Origin of the sequence: Streptomyces sp. 2A115 (assembly GCF_052245575.1) — a bacterium.
Taxonomy (GTDB): Bacteria; Actinomycetota; Actinomycetes; order Streptomycetales; family Streptomycetaceae; genus Streptomyces.
On sequence record NZ_JBQQCG010000001.1, the window covers coordinates 188,188 to 208,586 of the forward strand.

General features: G+C 67.8%; 16 protein-coding genes and 1 tRNA gene. 4 read left to right on the forward strand and 13 right to left on the reverse strand.

The features are described 5' to 3' along the window. Positions 1-4: 4 nt before the first annotated feature. Positions 5-1,813, reverse strand: a complete 1,809-nt coding sequence (locus tag ACTWQR_RS00835) for a 5'-nucleotidase C-terminal domain-containing protein (RefSeq protein WP_443224869.1) — start codon at positions 1,811-1,813, stop codon at positions 5-7. A 152-nt stretch (positions 1,814-1,965) separates the two neighbouring features. On the opposite strand from ACTWQR_RS00835, the gene ACTWQR_RS00840 reads away from it, so the two are divergent. Both ACTWQR_RS00840 and pyk read left to right on the forward strand, forming a co-directional pair. Then, on the forward strand, positions 1,966-2,679 hold the full coding sequence (locus ACTWQR_RS00840) for an SIMPL domain-containing protein (protein WP_443224870.1): 714 nt from the start codon (positions 1,966-1,968) through the stop codon (positions 2,677-2,679). Positions 2,680-2,809: 130 nt separating this feature from the next. Further along, positions 2,810-4,246 carry a pyruvate kinase gene (pyk, locus tag ACTWQR_RS00845; RefSeq protein WP_443224871.1) on the forward strand — a complete coding sequence of 479 codons (1,437 nt, stop codon included), beginning with the start codon at positions 2,810-2,812 and terminating at the stop codon, positions 4,244-4,246. A 10-nt stretch (positions 4,247-4,256) separates the two neighbouring features. On the opposite strand, the gene ACTWQR_RS00850 is transcribed toward pyk, so the two are convergent. After that, complete coding sequence (locus ACTWQR_RS00850) at positions 4,257-5,018, reverse strand: transcriptional regulator (RefSeq protein WP_443224872.1); 762 nt, start codon at positions 5,016-5,018, stop codon at positions 4,257-4,259. Between the two features lie 106 nt (positions 5,019-5,124). After that, positions 5,125-5,199: transfer RNA gene (locus tag ACTWQR_RS00855), tRNA-Leu, on the reverse strand. A 100-nt stretch (positions 5,200-5,299) separates the two neighbouring features. On the opposite strand from ACTWQR_RS00855, the gene ACTWQR_RS00860 reads away from it, so the two are divergent. Then, positions 5,300-5,956 carry an ANTAR domain-containing response regulator gene (locus tag ACTWQR_RS00860; protein WP_443224873.1) on the forward strand — a complete coding sequence of 219 codons (657 nt, stop codon included), beginning with the start codon at positions 5,300-5,302 and terminating at the stop codon, positions 5,954-5,956. A gap of 84 nt (positions 5,957-6,040) precedes the next feature. Here ACTWQR_RS00860 and ACTWQR_RS00865 read toward each other — a convergent pair whose 3' ends face one another. From ACTWQR_RS00865 to ACTWQR_RS00910, 10 genes are all read right to left on the reverse strand, one after another. Continuing rightward, positions 6,041-6,757 (reverse strand): ABC transporter ATP-binding protein, encoded by a 717-nt coding sequence (locus tag ACTWQR_RS00865; RefSeq protein WP_443224874.1) that lies wholly within the window; start codon positions 6,755-6,757, stop codon positions 6,041-6,043. Further along, on the reverse strand, positions 6,754-7,644 hold the full coding sequence (locus tag ACTWQR_RS00870) for an ABC transporter ATP-binding protein (protein ID WP_443225002.1): 891 nt from the start codon (positions 7,642-7,644) through the stop codon (positions 6,754-6,756). The genes ACTWQR_RS00865 and ACTWQR_RS00870 overlap by 4 nt, the downstream gene beginning before the upstream one ends. A gap of 5 nt (positions 7,645-7,649) precedes the next feature. Then, positions 7,650-9,446 carry a branched-chain amino acid ABC transporter permease gene (locus ACTWQR_RS00875; protein ID WP_443224875.1) on the reverse strand — a complete coding sequence of 599 codons (1,797 nt, stop codon included), beginning with the start codon at positions 9,444-9,446 and terminating at the stop codon, positions 7,650-7,652. Then, a complete protein-coding gene (locus ACTWQR_RS00880; protein WP_443224876.1) occupies positions 9,446-10,372 on the reverse strand; it encodes a branched-chain amino acid ABC transporter permease in 927 nt (308 codons plus the stop codon). Before ACTWQR_RS00880 ends, ACTWQR_RS00875 begins: the two co-directional genes overlap by 1 nt. Before the next feature lie 130 nt (positions 10,373-10,502). Then, positions 10,503-11,738: a branched-chain amino acid ABC transporter substrate-binding protein gene (locus tag ACTWQR_RS00885; RefSeq protein WP_443224877.1), complete on the reverse strand. Its 1,236-nt coding sequence runs from the start codon at positions 11,736-11,738 to the stop codon at positions 10,503-10,505. Positions 11,739-12,016: 278 nt separating this feature from the next. After that, the gene (locus ACTWQR_RS00890) at positions 12,017-12,649 is read right to left on the reverse strand and encodes a Tat pathway signal sequence domain protein (protein WP_443224878.1); all 633 of its coding nucleotides are present in this window, start codon (positions 12,647-12,649) and stop codon (positions 12,017-12,019) included. After that, positions 12,646-13,095 carry a hypothetical protein gene (locus ACTWQR_RS00895; RefSeq protein ID WP_443224879.1) on the reverse strand — a complete coding sequence of 150 codons (450 nt, stop codon included), beginning with the start codon at positions 13,093-13,095 and terminating at the stop codon, positions 12,646-12,648. Before ACTWQR_RS00895 ends, ACTWQR_RS00890 begins: the two co-directional genes overlap by 4 nt. 84 nt (positions 13,096-13,179) lie before the next feature. Next, positions 13,180-14,079: a trypsin-like serine protease gene (locus ACTWQR_RS00900; RefSeq protein WP_443224880.1), complete on the reverse strand. Its 900-nt coding sequence runs from the start codon at positions 14,077-14,079 to the stop codon at positions 13,180-13,182. A 166-nt stretch (positions 14,080-14,245) separates the two neighbouring features. Further along, positions 14,246-14,734, reverse strand: a complete 489-nt coding sequence (locus tag ACTWQR_RS00905; protein WP_443224881.1) for a PaaI family thioesterase — start codon at positions 14,732-14,734, stop codon at positions 14,246-14,248. A gap of 63 nt (positions 14,735-14,797) precedes the next feature. Then, positions 14,798-17,077: an FdhF/YdeP family oxidoreductase gene (locus ACTWQR_RS00910; RefSeq protein ID WP_443224882.1), complete on the reverse strand. Its 2,280-nt coding sequence runs from the start codon at positions 17,075-17,077 to the stop codon at positions 14,798-14,800. A 201-nt stretch (positions 17,078-17,278) separates the two neighbouring features. On the opposite strand from ACTWQR_RS00910, the gene polA reads away from it, so the two are divergent. Continuing rightward, positions 17,279-20,002 carry a DNA polymerase I gene (polA, locus tag ACTWQR_RS00915; RefSeq protein ID WP_443224883.1) on the forward strand — a complete coding sequence of 908 codons (2,724 nt, stop codon included), beginning with the start codon at positions 17,279-17,281 and terminating at the stop codon, positions 20,000-20,002. Positions 20,003-20,399 lie beyond the last annotated feature (397 nt).

Sequence of the window (20,399 nt, forward strand, 5' to 3'; positions counted from 1 at the left end):
CCGACTAGAAGACGGGCGTCCCGTCCCGCGTCAGCTTCCAGTCCACCGAAGCGAACTCCTTCGGATCCAGCGTGCCCTTCTCCGTCGCCCACTCCGCGATCCGCGTACGGATCTCCGTCGACTCGGCCCACAGCTCCTGCGCGGACGCGACATGCGGGAAGGCACCACCGCCATTGGCCCGATAGTTGTTCACCGCCAACACGAACCGCTCAGCGTCATCCAGCGCCGCACCGTTGTAAGAGAGGTTCTTGATCCGCGAACCCGCCGCCTGCGCGATGTCGATGTCGTACGTCAGACCCGACACGTAGTCGTAGTTGTAGTCGGGGCGATTGCCCGCGTTCGTCAGCTTCGCCGGGTCGACCGCGGCACCCGCCGCCGTCTGCACGAAATACTCCGCCGAGTACTCCAGGTACGCCCGCAACTGCGCACCCGTCATCAACTTCGCCACCAGCGTGTTGTCGTACACGTACAGACTCGACAGATCCCGGATCGTCACCTCACCGGCCGGAATCTCCGACGTCCGCGAGAACGGCGACGCCTGCGCGATCACCGGCAGCGACGCATACTCCGTACCCGCCAGCGCCGCCCTGACCACATCCTCCTGGACCTTCGTGATCAGGTCGATGATCGGCGCGTCCTTGTACCGCGCCTCAACCGTCGTCAACGTCTCCGTCGCCGTACCGACCACCTGATTGACGTACGCCACGACCACGTCGTGTTCGTCCTTCAGCAGCTTCGTGATCTCCGGGTCGTCGGCGACCGCGTTCGAGTTACGGACCGACGCCGCGACCGACTCGACCGTCCACTTCCCCTTCTCGAAGACCAACTCGAAGTCGAACAACGACAACCGCTCCGCGTAAGCCAGCGGCTCCGACAGCACGACCGTCTTCCCGGTCTTCTCGTTCGTCACCTTCAACTCGGGAATCTCCACATGCGCGTGCCCGACCAGAATCGCGTCGATCCCCGGCACCTGCTGCGCCACCAGCCCCGCCGAGTTCTCCACGTACGGCAACTGGTCACCGTACGACGAGGTGCCGGAAGACCCACTGTGCGCCGACACGACCACCACGTCCGCACCCATCGACCGCAGCTTCGGCACCCACTTCGCCGCCTGCTCCTCCAGACCCGGGAACGTCAACTTGCCCTGGACGTACGCCTTGTCCCAGATCGCGATACCCGGATTGGTGAGACCCAGCACCGCCACCTTCACCGGCGGCGCACCCGGCACATGGAACCTCTTGATGAAGTACGGAGGGAACGCCGGCTTCAACGTCTTCGCGTCCAGCGCGTTGGCACCCAGCAACGGGAAGTCGCACTGCTCCTCGAACTTCCGCAGCGTCTCGATGCCGTAGTTGAACTCATGGTTGCCCAACGCCACCGCGTCATACCCGATCGCGTTCATCGCCTGCGCCATCGGATGCACCGGACCACCCTCGGCGGTGATCGGGTCCACCTTCGCGTAGTAGTACGTCAGCGGCGTGCCCTGGATCGTGTCACCCGCGTCCAGAAGCAGCGTGTTGCGGCGGCCCCGCTCCGCACGGATCTCGTTCACCAGCGTCGAGATACGGGCCAGCCCCTGCGCGTTGCCCGCGGCGTCCTTGTACTCCGCGTCCTTGAAGTAGTCCCAGTTGAAGACATGACCGTGCAGATCGGTCGTGCCCATCACCGTCAGCGAGTACCGCTTGGGCTTCCGGCCGCCCTTCGCCACCGGCACCGCCGCCTCCGCACTCGGCGCCGCGACCCCACCGGCCAGCGCGACCCCCGCACCGGTCACGGCGGACTTCTTCAGGAACTTCCGGCGGTTCAGCGGCATGTCTGGTTACTCCTAGGGGAAAGGTCAACAACACGCGTAGATGACGCGCGTAGATTCTGACCCGGACATGACGCACGACAACAGTCCCCGTAGGTTTCGATCTGGTGACCAGCGAAGCCCGGAAACGGGCCGCCGGTGACAGAGTGGGACGTATGACCTCCACCCCAGAGGAAGCCCGACCGGCAGTCCCCTACGGCACACCAGACGCCCCACGCATCGCGGTCCGAGGCGAAGCCCACCTCGAAGTCGACCCCGAGATCGCCCGCATCGGCATCACGGTCAGCGCCCGCGGCACCGACCGCCGAGACGCCCTCACCGACCTCACCCGCCGCAACACCACCGCCCTCGACCTCGTGAAGACGTACGGCGACGCGGTGGAAAAACTGGAGACAGGCGCCTTCTCCATCACCCCCCAACTCACCAAACGCGGCCGCGGCGAACGCATCCGCGCCTACCACGGCCGCGTCCACATCACCGCCGAGCTGACGGACTTCACCGCCCTCGGCGAACTCACCACCCGCCTCGCCGACCTCGACCTCACCCGCGTCGACGGCCCATGGTGGGCCCTGCGCCCCGACTCACCCGCCCACCGCCAAGCCAGGCAACAAGCAGTACGCGAAGCCGTCCAACGGGCCCGCGAATACGCCGAAGCCCTCGGCACCACCCTCGCCGCCCTCGTCGAACTCGCCGACATCGGCGCCGAAAACGCCCACCCCTACGGCATGGCTCAGACAGGCAGCATGCGCACCATGGCCTTCGACGCGGCCGAAACCGCCGAAGCCCCACCCCTCGACCTCGAACCCGAACGACAACACGTCTACGCCCAAGTCAACGCCCGATTCACCATGGCACCACCAGCGCTGTAGAGCCTCCGAAATGCTCATCGGAGCACTCCCGCGCACAATTCAACACTTGTCAATAACCCTTCACGCAGAGGTAGTTGGGTAGTCATGCACAACCAATTCCCTACCCGCTGGTAAGGCCTACGCTCGAAACATGCGCCGAGCAAAAATCGTCTGCACCCTGGGCCCCGCCACCGACTCGTACGACCAGATCAAAGCCCTGGTCGAAGCCGGAATGGACATAGCCCGCTTCAACCTCAGCCACGGCACCCACGCCGACCACGAGGAGCGCTACCAGCGCGTACGAAAGGCCTCCGACGAGACCGGCCGCAGCGTCGGAATCCTCGCCGACCTTCAAGGCCCGAAGATCCGACTCGGCCGCTTCACCGAAGGCCCCGTACTCCTTGAACGCGGAGACACCTTCACCATCACGGTCGAAGCCGACGTCGAAGGCGACCGCCAGACCTGCGGAACGACCTACGACGGCCTGGCGGACGACGTCACCCCCGGCGAACGCATCCTCGTCGACGACGGCAAAGTCTGCCTCGAAGTCACCTCCGTCGACGGACCCCGCGTCCACACCACCGTCATCGAAGGCGGCATGGTCTCCGACCACAAAGGGTTGAACCTTCCCGGCGTCGCCGTCTCCGTCCCCGCCCTCTCCGACAAAGACGAAGCCGACCTCCGCTGGGCCCTGAACACCGGATTCGACGTCATCGCCCTCTCCTTCGTCCGCAGCGGACGCGACATCGAAGACGTCCACCGCATCATGAAGGAGGAGGACCGCCACCTCCCCGTCATCGCCAAAGTCGAAAAGCCCCAAGCCGTCGACAACATCGACGACATCGTCGCCGCCTTCGACGGCATCATGGTCGCCCGCGGCGACCTGGGCGTCGAAATGCCCCTGGAGCAGGTCCCGATCGTCCAGAAGCGCGCCATCAAACTCGCCAAGCGCAACGCCAAACCCGTCATCGTCGCCACGCAGATGCTCGACTCGATGATCGACAACTCCCGCCCGACCAGGGCGGAGGCGAGCGATGTGGCGAACGCCGTCATCGACGGCACGGACGCGGTGATGCTGTCTGGCGAGACCAGCGTCGGCAACTACCCCATCGAGACGGTCAGGACGATGTCCCGCATCGTGGAGGCCGCCGAGGAAGACATCCTCGCGAAGGGCCTCCCGCCCCTGACGGAGCGGAACAAGCCCCGCACCCAGGGCGGCGCGGTGGCCCGCGCGGCCGCCGAAATGGGCGACTTCCTGGGCGCCAAATTCCTGGTCGCCTTCACACAGAGTGGCGACACGGTTCGCCGACTGTCGCGCTACAGGTCACCGATCCCACTGCTCGCTTTCACCCCGGACCCGGCGACCCGCTCCCAGCTGAACCTGACCTGGGGCGTGGAGACCTTCCTCGGCCCTCACGTCGACTCCACCGACGCGATGGTCGACCAGGTCGACGAGCTGTTGTTGAAGTACGGCCGCTGCCAGAAGGGCGACATCGTCGTCATCACGGCCGGCTCGCCACCCGGAGTCTCCGGCTCTACGAACCTGGTCCGCGTCCATCACATCGGCGAGGACGACGCGCCCAAGTAGCGGCTGGGCGTCAGTACTTGGGGCCTACGTGGGTGTCCATCAGGGCTACGGAGGCCTTCTTGGCGACGGAGACGTTGCGCGAGTTCGCCTGCTTCCACTCGAGGCCGACCTTGTCGAGAGCGTCGGTGTAAAGCTGCCTGATGTCCGCAGAGAGGTTCGTGAAGAAGTACCGAGGGTATTCGTAGCGCTTCCGCTCACCGCCGACGAGACGAGTCGTCCAGTTGGTGATGCGGCATCCGTCGGAGTGGATGAGTCCCCGGATGAACTCCCATGGGTGGGCGTCGACGATCTCCTGTTGCCAAGCTTCCAGGGTGATGGTGCGCTCATGCTTCTTGCCCGGGCCGTGCTGGGGGAAGAAGCAGGGCCAGTGCTTGCTGGTGGCGGTGACTGCTACACAGCCGTCCTTCTTCACCCGGAACACGCTGTTGTCCGGGCGCGCGGATCGAATTGCGGCTTCGCAGGCGTCGATGAGGCCCGGCCAGGCGTTGTCGCACACGATGCGGATGAAGTAGACGCCTCGACGGTGAGCGTTGATGCAGCCGTCGCCGAGATAGAGCCCCAGGAGATAGGCGTACGCCGCTGGGTCTTCGGGTGGCGCGGGCACGCCCTGGCATCGAGGGCACGGCTTGCCGGCGCGCTTGAGCGGCTCGATGCGGGTTTGCCAGGAGCGTAAGGCTGCCCGGGAGACGCCGATCTCGTTACTGACGGAGTTCAGGCTGCGCCCCTGGCCAACCAGCGCGAGTGCCCGCTTGCGTGTGCCCTTGTCGTACATGCGGACACTCTGTGCGGCCGATCGTCTCGACACGCAGAAAAAAGCGGACATTCACGAGAACGTGAACATCCGCTTCTGGGGGCTGACCTTGGAATCTAAGGAAAAGTGCCCCGGGTCGGACTCGAACCGACACTGTATGGGTTTTGAATCCATTGCCTGCTGCCAATTGGGCTACCGGGGCCCAGCGAATCGAAGGTTTACCGCGACCCGCTGCGCTCCCACCATACCGCAGCTAGGTACGCTCTTGGGAGCAGTACCCTGCCCCACACCGAGGAGCCCCCGTGACCGCCCCCGAGTCGCCCCAGCCCGTAGACGCGCCCGACGACGACAAGTCGCACGTGCCTCCGCTGACGACCCGTGTCGTCATCGCCGAGGATGAGGCGTTGATCCGTCTTGACCTCAAGGAGATGCTCGAAGAAGAGGGGTACTCCGTTGTAGGCGAGGCCGGTGACGGTGAGGAAGCCGTCGAGCTTGCCCGGGAGCATCGCCCGGATCTGGTGATCCTCGACGTGAAGATGCCGAAGCTGGACGGGATCTCTGCCGCCGAGAAGATCGCGGAGGAGTCCATCGCTCCGGTGCTGATGCTCACCGCGTTCTCGCAGCGGGACCTCGTCGAGCGGGCGAGGGACGCCGGTGCGATGGCGTACCTCGTGAAGCCGTTCAGTAAGAGTGACGTGGTGCCGGCGATCGAGATGGCCGTGTCCCGGTTCACGGAGTTGAAGGCGCTGGAGAAGGAGATCGAGGATCTCACGCAGCGTTTGGAGACCCGGAAGCTGGTGGACCGTGCGAAGTCGGTTCTGCAGACGGAGTACGGGCTGACGGAGCCGGCTGCCTTCCGTTGGATTCAGAAGACGTCGATGGACCGGCGTATGTCGATGCAGCAGGTCGCTGAGGCGGTCATTCTGGACGCCGAGGAGAAGAAGTCCGCGAAGGACTGAGTAGCGGCGACGAGCGTACGTACGGCTGAGGCCCGCACCCCGGGACAGGGGGGCGGGCCTCAGCCGTACACGGGCGGGCGGGGGTCAGTCCTCGCCGAGGTACGCCTTGCGTACCGACTCGTCGTGCAGGAGGTCCTGTCCCGTGCCGGAGAGCACGATGTTGCCGATCTCCATGACGTGTCCGTGGTCGGCCAGGGAGAGGGCGGCCTGGGCGTTCTGTTCGACGAGGAGGATCGTCGTGCCCTGGGACTTGAGTTCGACGATGGTGGACATGATCTTCTGCATCATGATCGGCGAGAGGCCCATGGAGGGTTCGTCGAGCATGAGGAGTTTGGGCTGGGACATCAGTGCCCGGCCCATCGCGAGCATCTGCTGTTCGCCGCCGGACAGGGTTCCCGCGGCCTGCTTCCTGCGTTCCCCGAGGATGGGGAAGAGGTCGTAGGCGCGCTGGATGTCCTTTTCGATGCCTTCTTTGTCCTTGCGGAGGAATGCTCCGAGGTGGAGGTTTTCCGCGATGGTGAGGCGGGGGAAGATGTGTCGGCCTTCGGGGGAGTGGGCGAGTCCGAGGGCGACGATCTTGTGGGCGGGGACTCCGGCGAGGGGCTGTCCTTCGAAGAGGATGGTGCCGGAGGAGGGCTTGAGCAGGCCGGAGAGGGTGCGGAGGGTGGTCGTCTTGCCGGCGCCGTTGGTGCCGATGAGGGTGACGACCTGGCCTGCTTCGACGCTGAAGGAGATGCCCTTGACGGCTTCGATCTTGCCGTAGGCGACCTTGAGGTCTTCGACCTCGAGCAGTGCGGTCACTGGGATTCTCCTCGCGTACTGGTGGTGCTGTCCGCCGGGGCCGCGTCCGCGACGGCCGCGTCCGCGACGGCCGCTGCCTCTGCGGCTTCGACTTCGGCGACTTCGGCGGCTCCGGGGTCGCCCTCGTAGGGGGTGCCGAGGTAGGCGGCGACGACGCGTTCGTCGGCCTGGACGACTGCGGGGGTGCCTTCGACGAGTTTTTCGCCCTGGACGAGGACGGCGACGCGGTCGGACAGGTTGAAGACGAAGCGCATGTCGTGCTCGATGAGGAGGACGGCGATGCCCTGGTCGCGGATGGCGAGGACGAGTTCCTCGGTGGCGCGCGTCTCCTGGGGGTTCATGCCGGCTGTGGGTTCGTCGAGCAGGAGCAGCCCCGGCTCGGAGGCCAGTGCGCGGGCGATTTCCAGCTTGCGCTGTTCGCCGTACGGCAGGTTCCTGGCGAGGTGGTCGCGCTTGTGGGCGAGGCCGATGAACTCGAGGAGTTCCATGGCGCGTTCCTCGGAGGCTCGTTCGGCTTTTTTGAAGCCGGGGCCGCGGAGGAGGGCTGACCAGAGGCCTTCTTTGGTGCGGGTGTGGCGGCCGACGAGGACGTTTTCCAGGACGGTCATGTTGGCGAAGAGCCGGATGTTCTGGAACGTACGGGCGATGCCTGCCTGTGTGACCAGGTGTGGTTTGGGAGGGAGGACTGTGCCCTTGTACGAGACCTTGCCTTCGGTCGGCACGTACAGGCCGGTGAGGCAGTTGAAGAAGGTTGTCTTGCCGGCGCCGTTGGGGCCGATGAGGCCGACGATCTCGCCGCTGTTGACGGTGAAGTCGACGGAGCGGACGGCGGTGAGGCCGCCGAAGCGCATGGTGACGTCGCGGGCTTCGAGCACTGGTGTCGTCATGGTGGTCACGCCCCCGCCTTGGTGACGGCCGTTTGGTCGGTCAACGTCGTGGTGTCTGGTACGTCGAGTTGGCCGGTCTCGTGGAATTCGAGCTGGCGGCGGCGGTTGGCGATGATGCCTTCCGGCCGGAAGCGCATGAGGACCACGAGGGCGATGCCGAATGCGAGGAGTGACTTGTCCTGGAGGAAGACGAGCTTCTCCGGGAGGAGGTAGAGCAGTGCCGCGCCGAGGATGGGTCCGGCGACGGTGCCCATGCCGCCGAGGACTACCGCGGCCAGGAGGAACGCGGAGTTGGGCGGGGTGGAGCCTGCGAACTGGTACGGGTTGGGGACCACGCTGTAGGTGACGTGGGCGCTGACCGTGCCTGCGAGGCCCGCGAGGGCGGCGCCGAGGGCGAAGGCGACGAGTTTGACGCGGAAGCCGTTGATGCCCATGGCGGTGGCGGCGGTTTCGTCTTCGCGGATGGCGATCCAGGAGCGGCCGATGCGTGAGTCGGCGGCGCGGGTGTAGACGAGGACCACGATCGCCATGATCAGGACCATGAGGAGGTAGTAGTTGGCGAAGCGGCCGAGGGTGAAGCCGGCGATGTCGTGGGATTCCCCGAAGTTGTATCCGAAGAAGGAGAGGTCGGGGATGGACGGGATGCCGTTGGGGCCGTTGGTGATGTCCGGTCCGGAGTCGCCGTCGAGGTTGTTGACGGCGATGCGGAAGATTTCTCCGAAGCCGAGGGTGACGATGGCGAGGTAGTCGCCGCGCAGTCGCAGGGTGGGGGCGCCGATGAGGACGCCGAAGATGAGCGATGCGGCGGCGCCGGAGAGGGCGGCGGCCCAGAAGGGGAACTGGACGCCGGAGAAGGTGGAGAACTCGGATCCGGAGACGAGGGCGGCGGTGTAGGCGCCGACGCCGAGGAAGGCGACGTATCCGAGGTCGAGGAGTCCGGCGAGGCCGACGACGATGTTGAGGCCGAGGGCGACGGTGCCGAAGATCAGGATGTTGACGCCGATGTTGGCGTAGTGATCGTCGGTCTGGGTGAAGGGGAAGGCGATGGCGGCGGCGAAGCCCATCGCGAGGGTGAAGCTGCGGTTGCCGGCGATGAGTTGTGAGAAGCGGTCCATCAGACCGGCGGTGTGCAGGGCCCAGACGGCGAAGATGACGACGATGAGGTAGCCGATGAACAGCTCGCCGTATTCGGTGTCGATGCCGTAGGTGAAGGTGAAGAGGCCGATGATCGTGACGGCGGTGATGATGAGCCGCTGGATCCAGGGCGCGGTGGCCTTGGCGGCCGGGATGCGCTCGGCTTTGGCGATGTAGTGGCCGAAGGTTTCCTTGGCCGGTTGTTCGCCGGCGCCTTCCTGGGGGAGTGCGAGTGCGCCGATGACGGGCAGCAGGGAGGCGATGGCGGCGATGTACGCGCCGGGTTCGAGGTTGGCGAGTCCGCCGAGGTTGGCCGCGATGGCGATGACGGTGAACCAGGTGGTGCCGAAGCCGCCGAGTGCGTTGAGTACGACGGGTGCGTTGTTGCCGGCGGGTGTGAGCCATCCGAGGCCGCGTACGCCGTAGTGGGCGAGTGCGAACAGCACGGTGAGGATTCCGGCGGTGAACGTCAGCCACTGCAGGCCGCCGGGGTAGCCGTTGATGGTGAGGTCGCCGGGGAATTCGCTGGTCCAGGTCCAGGCGAGGAACGCGGACGCGGCGGTGGCGACGCCGCCGGCGAGGGTGAGGGCGCGGGCCGCGGTGGGCGGCAGCGGTATGAGGCCGCGGGTGGCGGGGCTCGTCTTGGTGAGGGTTTGAGTCATGGTCATCACGCCCTGTCCGCGACGCGTTCGCCGAGTAGGCCTTGTGGCCTGAAGAGCAGGACGAGGATGAGGAGGCAGAAGGCCCAGACGTTGGCCCAGCTGGCGCCGCCGAGCTGCTGCATGCCGGGGATTCCGTCGATGTAGGCGGAGGCGAGGGTTTCGGCGACGCCGAGGACGAGGCCGCCGATCATGGCGCCGTAGATGTTGCCGATGCCGCCGAGGACTGCCGCGGTGAAGGCCTTGAGGCCCATGAGGAAGCCCATGCGGTAGTCGATGTTGCCGTACTTGAGTCCGTAGGCGACGGCTGCGACGGCTGCGAAGAAGCCGCCGATGGCGAAGGCGATGACGATGATGCGGTTGGTGTCGATGCCCATGAGCTGGGCGGTGTCCGGGTCCTGTGCGGTGGCCTGCATGGCGCGGCCGGTGCGGCTGCGGCGGACGAACAGGGCGAGGGACGCCATGCAGACGACCGCGGCGAGGATCAGGAAGATGTCGGCGTCCTTGATGGTGACGGAGCCGATGTCGTGGGTGTTGTCGAGGCCGGGGAACGCGCGGGCGCGGTCGGCGTCGGGGTAGAAGTTGCGGACGACTTCCTGGAGGGCCAGGGAGAGACCGATCGCGGTGATGAGCGGTGCCAGTCGTGGTGCTCCGCGCAGTGGTCGGTAGGCGAACCGTTCCGCTCCGACGGCGATGAAGACCGCGACGAGTCCGCCGCCGATCAGCATCAGTGGCACTAGTGCCCACATGGATATGCCCGAGGGAAGGGCCAGGTAGACGGTGAGCGCGCCGAAGCCTCCGGTCATGAAGATCTCGCCGTGCGCGAAGTTGATGAGCTGGACGATGCCGTACACCATCGTGTAGCCGATGGCGATGAGCCCGTACATCGAGCCCAGGAGCAGCCCGTTGGCCAGCTGCTGCGGCAGGGTGTTCACCGCGTGGCCTCCATAGTCGGTGGTCGTTGTGCACTGGGGCGTGCACGCGGGGATGGGTGTGGAAACGGGCCGCGCGGTCGGGGTCCTCCTTCCGCGCGGCCCGTGGTGTGGTGCTTGTGGGGAGTGTGCGTCAGCCGGCGTCGTACGTGCCGGTCTTGACAGCCTTCCACTTGCCCTTTTCGACCTGGTAAACGGTGAGCTGCTTGTTGGTCGTGTCACCGAACTCGTCGAAGGCGAGCTTGCCGCTGATGCCTTCGAAGTCGGTCTTCTGGACCTCTTCGACGACCTTGGAGCGCAGTTCGTCGCCGGAGATGTCTTCCTTGGCTTCCTTGGCGGCCTTCACGGCGTTGATGATCGCGGTGGTGGCGTCGTAGGCGTAGGCGCCGTAGGCGCCGTAGTCACCCTTGTAGCCCTTGGCCTTGTAGGTGTCGACGAAGGCCTTGGCGCCGGGCAGGGTGTCGACGGGGACGCCGATGGCGGTCGCGAGGTCGCCTTCGGAGGCGGCGGCGCCGGCGGTCTCGATGTAGGTGGTGGCGAACATGCCGTCGCCGCCGAAGAGCGGGACCTTGACGCCGGCGTCCTTGAGCTGCTTGGTGATCAGCGCGGACTCGTCGTACTGGCCGCCGTAGTAGACGAGGTCGGCCTTGGACGACTTGATCTTGGAGACGAGGGCGCCGAAGTCCTTGTCGCCGGTGTTGACGTGGTCCGTGCCGGCGACCTTGCCGCCGGCCTTGGTGAACGCCTCGTTGAAGAGCTTGGCGAGGCCGGCGCCGTAGGTCTGCTTGTCGTCGACGACGAAGACGTTCTTCTTCTTGAGGCCGTTGTAGGCGTAGTCGGCCGCGAAGCCGCCCTGGAGGGCGTCGGTGGTGGCGGTACGGAAGTACGTCTTGTACGGCCGCTTCGGGGCGGTCTGCCAGTCCTTGCCCATGGTCAGCTCGGGGTTGGTGTTCGCCGGCGAGATCTGGGCCATGTCGGCGGAGGCGAAGACCTGCAGCATCGACTGGGCGACACCGGAGTTCAGCGGGCCGACGGCGCCGACGACGGACTTGTCGCCGACGAAGGCCGTGGCGTTTTGCTGGCCGGTGGCGGGCTGGGCCTTGTCGTCGAGGGCCTTGATCTTGAACTTGACGCCCGGGACGGTGTTCTTCTTGTTGGCGTCGTCGACGGCTATCTGGGCGCCGTACTGGATGCCGAGGCCGGTGGTCGAGTTCTCGCCGGAGAGGGGGGCGTCCACGCCGATGGTCAGCGTGGTGCTGGCTGAGTCGCCGCTGGAGTCGCCGCCTTCGTCACGGGAGCCGCATGCGGTGAGGGTGAGTGCTCCCGCCGCCAGCGCGGCGGTGATGGCGATAAGCGAACGTTGACGCACGATCAGCAGTCCTTTCCCTGGCGCGGCCCTTTCTGTTGAACGGGCCGAGTCGAGCGCTGGGCCGAAACGTCTTCGAATCCGGTGCGCGGTGACTGGGCGTGACTCTAAGCGGGTGAAGGGAACGTGGAGGAGTATCTGACCCAGGCTGTGACGCTCTTGTTATGACACGAGGTAATGCAGAGCGGTACTCGGTGGGCGGATAAGTGCAATTCGCACCGATTCGCCCAGTCCGCATGCTGAGAACCCGCAGGATGAGCCGGGATGTTTCCAGGAGTGATCTAGGGTTTTGGTGATGACGGGGCGTCGTTGTCGCAGATGCCTTGAAGAGCTTCTGAGAGGTCATGCGCGTAGCGCTCGCCCAAGATGAAACTGTGGCGTTGTATTGCACGCGTATTACGCAGAGTTACGTCCAGGAAAGGCAGTCCGGCGCTCACAGGCACATTCGCACATTCCGTCACATGCATGGTAACGACGATCTTGCGTGGGGAACCGACCTCGGTTCGGAACGGCGGGCGGGGGACCGACGTCAGCGAAACACTGTCGTAGGACTGGGTGATGTCCATCACGGTGACCGGAGGGCCGGACTGAGTGGTGACCTTCACCGCGAAGCTGAAGCTCTGACGCGGAGCGTTCGCGGGCGCGGTCTCCTTGCCCAAATACGAGACGTGGACGACCAGGTAGGGGTACGGCGGGGCGGGCGGCGGCGGTGGCTGGGGCCGGGTGACGTAGAGATAGCCGCCGCCCGGGAGGAGAACGGCGGCCGCCGCGGACGCGAGGACGGCGCGGCGGTGGCGGGCGTACAGCCGTGCCAGGCGTCGGCGTGGGGGCTCGGGGAGGGATCGGGTGCCTGGTTCCGGGGTGTCCCACGCGCGCGTGCCCGGGCCCGGCTCGACAGGGCCGACGCCGCTCACCGCCAGGGACCCTTGGCCGGGCCGCCGTCGCGGTGCCGGTCCTCGCGGCTCTCGTGTGCCCCGCGGTCGATGAGCCGTTGCGCCGCGGTCGGGCCGTTGTGTTCCTGCTCGGCCCGGGCGGCGTCCACGACGTCCATCGGGATCTCGTACTGCCCGTTGGACAGGCCCATCGACTGGTAGTCGCCGTAGGTGTTGGTGTCCAGCACCTCTCGCGACCAGTACGCGACAATCCGCCCGCACAGGTCCTCAGGGGGTGTCGCGAACGGGGGTGTGGCCGACGGCGAGGCCGAGGCGCTCCGTGCGGGCGTGGCGTCCGATGTACCCGTCGCCGTACGGCCGTTGGTGCCGGGCTCGCCGCCTCCGGCGAGCCCGGCACCGGTCAGCGGCACCAGCCCGAGCGCACACCCCCGCACCGCGCCCGGCCGAGGCGCCCCACCCGTTGTCATGCCCCGACGCTAAGCCGCCCGGCGCCCGGTATCAACGTCAACGGCACGCGACGGGCGTCTCCCGCTCGGCGGTCGCCGTGACGGTCAGGGGAGGGCGACGAACGGGGCGAGGAAGGCCCGTGCTCCCGAAGTGTCCAGCCGGTAGGTCACGTTGGTGGCGTAACACGGTGTGTCGCCGGTGATCGTGGTGGCCGCGAGCACGTTCTTCCCGCCGATCACCGCGAAGTTCGGTCCGCCCGAATCTCCGTAGCAGGCACCGCCGTTGCCTTGTGGGGCGGTCATCGCCAGGCGCACCCAGGCGGCGTTGAGGGCGTCGAAGGTGACGGGTGCCTTCATGCGGACGCCGCCGCCGGGGTGGGTCTGGCCGCCGGGGCCGTTGACGGCCTCCTGGGTGCCGTAGCCGGCGACGAACCAGTCGGTCGAGTTGAGCCCCTGGGTGCCGAGCGCGCCCAGCTGGTTCGCGGCGGGCAGCGCGGCCGGGGTGAACGACCAGCGGGACGCGACCTTCTTCGCGGGCAGTTCGATCACCGAGATGTCGTGGGTGTCGGAGGCCGGCCCCGGGAAGTCGGGGTGGCTGTGCGGGGTGCCCTGGACGGCGACGGCGTTCGCCTGGGCCGCGGGGTCGCCGGGGTACTTCTTCGCGGCGGCGTCGAGGCCGGCCTGTACGTCCTGGTCGAGGGACACGTAGAACTTCACGTTGTCCGGCCAGTCGGTGGTGCAGTGCGCGGCGGTCAGGAAGGTGTTCGTGTCGATCATGGTGCCGGAGCAGACCCAGTCGACCCGGTCCGGGGTGGCCGGGTCGTCGTCGTTGTCCCAGGTGGCGACCAGTGCCCCGACCTCGGTGCGCTCGGGCGCGGGCGTCGCGTTGTACGAGTTGATCGCGGACGAGGGCAGCGCGGTGGCGAGCACGGCGGCGCAGGCCGCGGCGGTGACGGCGGTGGTGACGGCGGTCGTGCGGGCCGCGGTGGCGCGTGTGGCGGACAAGAAGAACCCCTTTGGGCAGGTGGGACGGGTGTTCTCCTGTGGGGGGTTGAGCAGAGCTCAGTGAAACGTGCGGATGGGGCCGCGGCAAGATCGCGGCCGCATCCCTAGGGTTTTCCCTGCCCCGTCAGCCGTCAGCCGTCAGCCGTCAGCCGTCAGCCGTCAGCCGTCAGCCCGCCGTGTTCACCCGCGCCTCGTCGCTCGGGTTGACGCCCCGCAGCATGCAGGTGAGGCGTGCGGTGCATACACGCTTGCCGTCCTCGTCGCTGATCACGATCTCGTACGTGGCTGTTGAGCGGCCCCGGTGGACGGGTGTTGCCACGCCGGTGACCAGGCCGGAGCGGGCTCCGCGGTGGTGCGTGCAGTTGAGGTCGACGCCGACGGCGATCTTGGAGCTGCCGCCGTGGAGCATCGCCCCGACCGAGCCGAGCGTCTCGGCCAGTACGGCGGAGGCGCCGCCGTGCAGGAGTCCGTACGGCTGGGTGTTGCCCTCCACCGGCATGGTGCCGACGACGCGGTCCGAGGAGGCCTCGGTGATCTGGACGCCCATGCGCGTGCCGAGGTGTCCCGCGGAGAACATGGCGACGACGTCCACGCCGAGCGCGGCGTACTCGTCGATGACCTCTTGCGGGAACTTCACGTGGTGGTGCTCGCCCATGGGGTCCGGCTCCTTCGTCGTCGATCGTGCCCGGCGCTGCCGATCAGCCACCTAAGCGAACGCTCAGTTGGCAGCCGATTGTTCCAGACGGACGACGACGGACTTGCTGGCGGGCGTGTTACTGGTGTCGGCGGTGGCGTCCAGCGGCACCAGGACGTTGGTCTCCGGGTAGTAGGCGGCCGCGCAGCCCCGGGCCGTGGGGTAGTGCACGACGCGGAAGCCGGCGGCGCGGCGCTCCACGCCGTCCTTCCACTCGCTGACCAGGTCGGTGTACGAGCCGTCGGCGAGGTCAAGCTCGCGGGCGTCCTCGGGGTTGACGAGGACGACGCGGCGGCCGTTCTTGATGCCCCGGTAGCGGTCGTCCAGGCCGTAGATGGTGGTGTTGTACTGGTCGTGCGAGCGCAGGGTCTGCAGCAGGAGGCGGCCCTCGGGGAGCTTCGGGTACTCGACGGGCGCGGCCGTGAAGTTGGCCTTTCCGGTGGCGGTGGGGAAGCGGCGCTCGTCGCGCGGGGCGTGCGGGAGGGCGAAGCCGCCGGGCTCGGCCACGCGCGCGTTGAAGTCCTCGAAGCCCGGGACGACCTTCGCGATGCGGTCGCGGATCGTCGCGTAGTCCTTCTCGAACTCCTCCCAGGGGGTGCGGGATTGGCTGCCGAGGACCCGGCGCGCGAGGCGGCACACGATGGCCGGCTCGGACAGCAGGTGCTCGCTCGCGGGCTCCAGACGGCCGCGGGAGGCGTGCACCATGCCCATGGAGTCCTCGACGGTCACGGACTGCTCGCCGCTGCCCTGGAGGTCGCGTTCGGTGCGCCCGAGGGTGGGCAGGATGAGGGCACGCGCGCCCGTGACGGCGTGCGAGCGGTTGAGCTTCGTGGACACGTGCACGGTGAGGCGGGCGCGGCGCATGGCCGCCTCGGTGACCTCGGTGTCGGGGGAGGCCGACACGAAATTGCCGCCCATCGCGAAGAAGACCTTGGCCTTGTCGTCACGCATCGCGCGGATGGCCCGTACGACGTCGTAGCCGTGCTCGCGCGGCGGGGCGAAGCCGAACTCCTTCTCCAGGGCGTCCAGGAAGGCGGGGGCGGGGCGCTCGAAGATGCCCATCGTGCGGTCGCCCTGCACGTTCGAGTGGCCGCGCACCGGGCACACACCGGCGCCCGGGCGGCCGATGTTGCCACGCAGCAGAAGGAAGTTGACGACCTCGCGGATGGTCGGCACGGAGTGCTTGTGCTGGGTGAGGCCCATCGCCCAGCAGACGATGGTTCGCTTCGAGGCGAGGACCATGCGCAGCGCTTCGTCGATCTGCGCGCGCGTGAGGCCCGTCGCGGTGAGGGTCTCGTCCCAGTCGGCGGCGCGGGCGGCCTCCGTGAACTCCTCGTAACCGTGGGTGTGTTCGCGTACGAAGTCCTCGTCGACCGCGCCTTCCGTCTCGAGGATCAGCTTGTTGAGGAGGCGGAAGAGGGCCTGGTCGCCGCCGATGCGGATCTGCAGGAACAGGTCGGTGAGCGCGGCGCCCTTGAACATGCCCTGGGGGGTCTGCGGGTTCTTGAAGCGCTCCATGCCCGCTTCGGGGAGCGGATTCACGGTGATGATCTTCGCGCCGTTGGCCTTCGCCTTCTCCAGGGCGGAGAGCATGCGCGGGTGGTTCGTGCCCGGGTTCTGCCCGGCGACGACGATCAGGTCCGCCTTGTAGAGGTCCTCCAGGAGGACGCTGCCCTTGCCGACGCCGATGGTCTCGCCGAGCGCGGAACCCGAGGACTCGTGGCACATGTTGGAGCAGTCCGGCAGGTTGTTCGTGCCGAACTCGCGGGCGAACAGCTGGTACAGGAACGCCGCTTCGTTGCTGGTGCGCCCCGAGGTGTAGAAGAGCGCCTCGTCGGGGGAGGCGAGGCCGGTGAGCTCCTCGGCGATGATGTCGAAGGCCCGCTCCCAGGGCACCGGCTCGTAGTGGTCGGCGCCCTCCGCGAGATACATGGGCTGCGTGAGACGGCCCTGCTGGCCGAGCCAGTAGCCGCTGCGGGTCGCGAGGTCGGCCACCGTGTGCGCGGCGAAGAAGTCCGGCGTCACGCGGCGCAGGGTCGCCTCCTCGGCGACGGCCTTCGCGCCGTTCTCACAGAACTCCGCCGTGTGCCGGTGCTCCGGCTCGGGCCAGGCGCAGCCCGGGCAGTCGAAGCCGTCCTTCTGATTGACGCGCAGCAGCGTCAGCGCCGTGCGCCTCACCCCCATCTGCTGCTGTGCCATGCGCAGGGTGTGCCCGATGGCGGGCAGTCCCGCCGCGGCGTGCTTCGGCCCGGCGATCTGCGGCGCGTCCTGAACCGGATCACTCTGGGGAGGCTTGCTGGCCATCTCGGTTCCCTTTCGAGCACACGTGTGAGGTACATCTCCGATCCTCGCACGTGGCTGTGACAACGACCTTGGCCGGTCGGGAAAGCGGGGCGCAGGCGCGCGGGCGGTCGGGGCGGCGGGCGGTCGGTCGCGGGCGCCGTGAGGGCGGTCGTGGGCTGCGGGCGGGGCCGACTGTCAGTGGGGCGTGGCAGGATCGGGGGCGTGGCAGAGACAGCATCGAAGAAGACCGAGAAGACCTCCGGCGACGGGCGCCCGCGGCTGATGCTCATGGACGGGCATTCGCTGGCGTACCGAGCGTTCTTCGCGCTGCCCGCGGAGAACTTCACGACGGCGACGGGGCAGCCGACGAACGCGATCTACGGATTCGCGTCGATGCTCGCCAACACCCTGCGTGACGAGGCGCCCACCCACTTCGCGGTGGCGTTCGACGTCTCGCGCAAGACGTGGCGCTCCGCGGAGTTCACGGAGTACAAGGCGAACCGCTCCAAGACGCCGGACGAGTTCAAGGGCCAGGTCGAGCTGATCGGTGAGCTGCTCGACGCGATGCACGCCGAGCGGTTCGCGGTCGACGGCTTCGAGGCGGACGACGTGATCGCCACGCTCGCCACGCAGGCCGAGGCGGCCGGCTTCGACGTGCTGATCGTCACCGGCGACCGTGACTCCTTCCAGCTGGTCAGCGAGCACACGACCGTGCTGTATCCGACGAAGGGCGTCTCGGAGCTGACGCGGTTCACTCCGGAGAAGGTCTTCGAGAAGTACGGGCTGACGCCCGCGCAGTACCCCGACTTCGCGGCGCTGCGCGGCGACCCGTCCGACAACCTGCCGGGCATCCCGGGCGTCGGTGAGAAGACCGCGGCGAAGTGGATCAACCAGTTCGGGTCGTTCGTCGAGCTGGTCGAGCGCGCCGAGGAGGTCAAGGGCAAGGCGGGGCAGAACCTCCGCGATCACCTGGAGGCCGTCAAGCTCAACCGCCGGCTCACCGAGCTGGAGCGGAATGTCGAGCTGCCCAAGACGGTCGTCGACCTGGAGCGCGCGGCCTACGACCGCAAGACCGTCGCGATGGTCCTGGACACCCTGGAGATCAGGAACCCCTCGCTGCGCGAGCGGCTCTTCGCCGTCGACCCCGGTGCGGAGGAGACCGACGCGGGGCCGGTCGCGGAGGGCGTCGAGCTGGACGGCACGGTGCTCGGCGCGGGCGAGCTCAAGCCCTGGCTCGCCGAGCACGGCAAGGCGGTCCTGGGCCTGGCCACCGTCGACACCTGGACGCTCGGTACGGGCTCCGTGGCCGAGGTCGCGCTCGCCGCGGCCGCCGGAGCGGCCGCCTGGTTCGACCCGTCGCAGCTGGACGAGGCCGACGAGAACGCGTTCGCGCAGTGGCTCGCCGACCCGAAGAAGCCCAAGGTCCTGCACAACGCCAAGGGCGTCATGCGGGTCTTCGCCGAGCACGGCTGGAGCGTCGAGGGCGTCTCCATGGACACCGCGCTCGCCGCCTACCTGGTCAAGCCCGGCCGCCGCTCCTTCGCCCTGGACGCGCTGTCCCTGGAGTACCTCGGCAGGGAGCTCGCGCCCACCGCCGAGGCCGACGGTCAGCTCGCCTTCGGCGCGGACGACCAGGCCGAGGCCGACGCGCTGATGGTGCAGGCCCGCGCGATCCTCGACCTCGGCGAGGCGTTCGGCGAGAAGCTCAAGGAGGTGGGCGCGGCCGACCTGCTCGGCGAGATGGAACTGCCCACGTCCGCGCTGCTCGCCCGCCTGGAGCGGCACGGCATCGCGGCCGACCGGACGCACCTGGAGGCCATGGAGCAGATGTTCGCGGCCGCCGTGCAGCAGGCGATAAAGGAGGCGCACGCCTCCGTGGGCCACGAGTTCAACCTCGGCTCGCCCAAGCAACTCCAGGAAGTCCTCTTCGGCGAACTGGCCCTGCCCAAGACGAAGAAGACGAAGACGGGCTACACGACGGACGCGGACGCGCTGGCCTGGCTGGCCACGCAGACCGACCACGAACTCCCCGTGATCATGCTCCGCCACCGCGAGCAGGCGAAACTCCGCGTGACCGTCGAGGGCCTCATCAAGTCGATCGCCGCGGACGGCCGCATCCACACCACCTTCAACCAGACGGTCGCGGCGACGGGCCGCCTGTCGTCGACCGACCCGAACCTCCAGAACATCCCGGTCCGCACGGACGAAGGCCGGGCGATCCGCCGCGGGTTCGTGGTCGGCGAGGGCTTCGAGTCCCTCATGACCGCCGACTACAGCCAGATCGAGCTGCGCGTGATGGCCCACCTCTCCGAGGACGAGGGCCTCTTGGAGGCGTTCACCTCGGGCGAGGACCTGCACACCACCGTCGCCTCCCAGGTGTTCTCCGTGGAGCGGTCCGCCGTCGACGCGGAGATGCGCCGCAAGATCAAGGCGATGTCGTACGGGCTCGCGTACGGGTTGTCGGCTTTCGGGCTCTCCCAGCAGCTGAACATCGACGCGGGCGAGGCGCGCGTACTGATGGACACGTACTTCGAGCGCTTCGGCGGCGTACGCGACTATCTCCGCCGGGCGGTCGACGAGGCGCGGGCGACGGGCTATACGGCGACGCTCTTCGGGCGCCGCCGCTACCTCCCCGATCTCAACAGCGACAACCGCCAGCGCCGCGAAGCCGCTGAGCGTATGGCTCTGAACGCGCCGATCCAGGGCACTGCGGCGGACATCGTCAAGATCGCCATGCTGAACGTGGACCGGGCGCTGCGCGAGGCCGACCTCCAGTCCCGCATGCTCCTCCAGGTCCACGACGAAATCGTCCTGGAGATCGCCCCTGGCGAACGCGCCAAGACCGAGAAACTCGTCCGCCACGAAATGGCGAACGCGGTGCACCTGCGGGCCCCGCTGGACGTCTCGGTCGGCTCGGGACCGGACTGGGAGTCGGCCGCGCACTAGCTTGTGACGGGTGCGGGTGCGGGTGCGGGTGCGGGTGCGGCTTGGGCTCCGGGTTCCGAGGTGGGGGCTTTGGGTGCGGGAAAGTAGGGGAGTGGGTCGGCTCGCGTGCCGCCGGGGCAGTCCTCCAGTGCGCCGCACCCTTTCTCTCCCCGCGATTCCTTCTCCGCCTCCGCCGCAACGGCGAGAAGCCCGTCGGTGGAGCCCGGTGGCGCAGCCCGGTGGGCGGGCAACCGCCCGAGGCCTTGAGGCAACCCTTCCGGGACGAGTGGTTCCGAGTTGAGCCCTCCCGGGGGTGAATCCTTCAGAGGCAAGCGGTCACGAGGTGAGCCATCCCCAGGTGAGCCGTCCCTCCGGGACGGGCTCCCGGCTCCGCAGTCGGGGCGAGCCTCACCCTCCG

Excerpts from the sequence above, each read along its gene's own strand:
- ACTWQR_RS00835 (WP_443224869.1), bottom strand. The coding sequence starts at position 1,813 with ATGCCGCTGAACCGCCGGAAGTTCCTGAAGAAGTCCGCCGTGACCGGT.
- ACTWQR_RS00910 (WP_443224882.1), bottom strand. The coding sequence starts at position 17,077 with ATGGCCAGCAAGCCTCCCCAGAGTGATCCGGTTCAGGACGCGCCGCAG.
- ACTWQR_RS00875 (WP_443224875.1), bottom strand. The coding sequence starts at position 9,446 with ATGACCATGACTCAAACCCTCACCAAGACGAGCCCCGCCACCCGCGGC.
- ACTWQR_RS00850 (WP_443224872.1), bottom strand. The coding sequence starts at position 5,018 with ATGTACGACAAGGGCACACGCAAGCGGGCACTCGCGCTGGTTGGCCAG.
- pyk (WP_443224871.1), top strand. The coding sequence starts at position 2,810 with ATGCGCCGAGCAAAAATCGTCTGCACCCTGGGCCCCGCCACCGACTCG.
- ACTWQR_RS00870 (WP_443225002.1), bottom strand. The coding sequence starts at position 7,644 with ATGACGACACCAGTGCTCGAAGCCCGCGACGTCACCATGCGCTTCGGC.
- ACTWQR_RS00895 (WP_443224879.1), bottom strand. The coding sequence starts at position 13,095 with ATGACAACGGGTGGGGCGCCTCGGCCGGGCGCGGTGCGGGGGTGTGCG.
- ACTWQR_RS00840 (WP_443224870.1), top strand. The coding sequence starts at position 1,966 with ATGACCTCCACCCCAGAGGAAGCCCGACCGGCAGTCCCCTACGGCACA.
- ACTWQR_RS00905 (WP_443224881.1), bottom strand. The coding sequence starts at position 14,734 with ATGGGCGAGCACCACCACGTGAAGTTCCCGCAAGAGGTCATCGACGAG.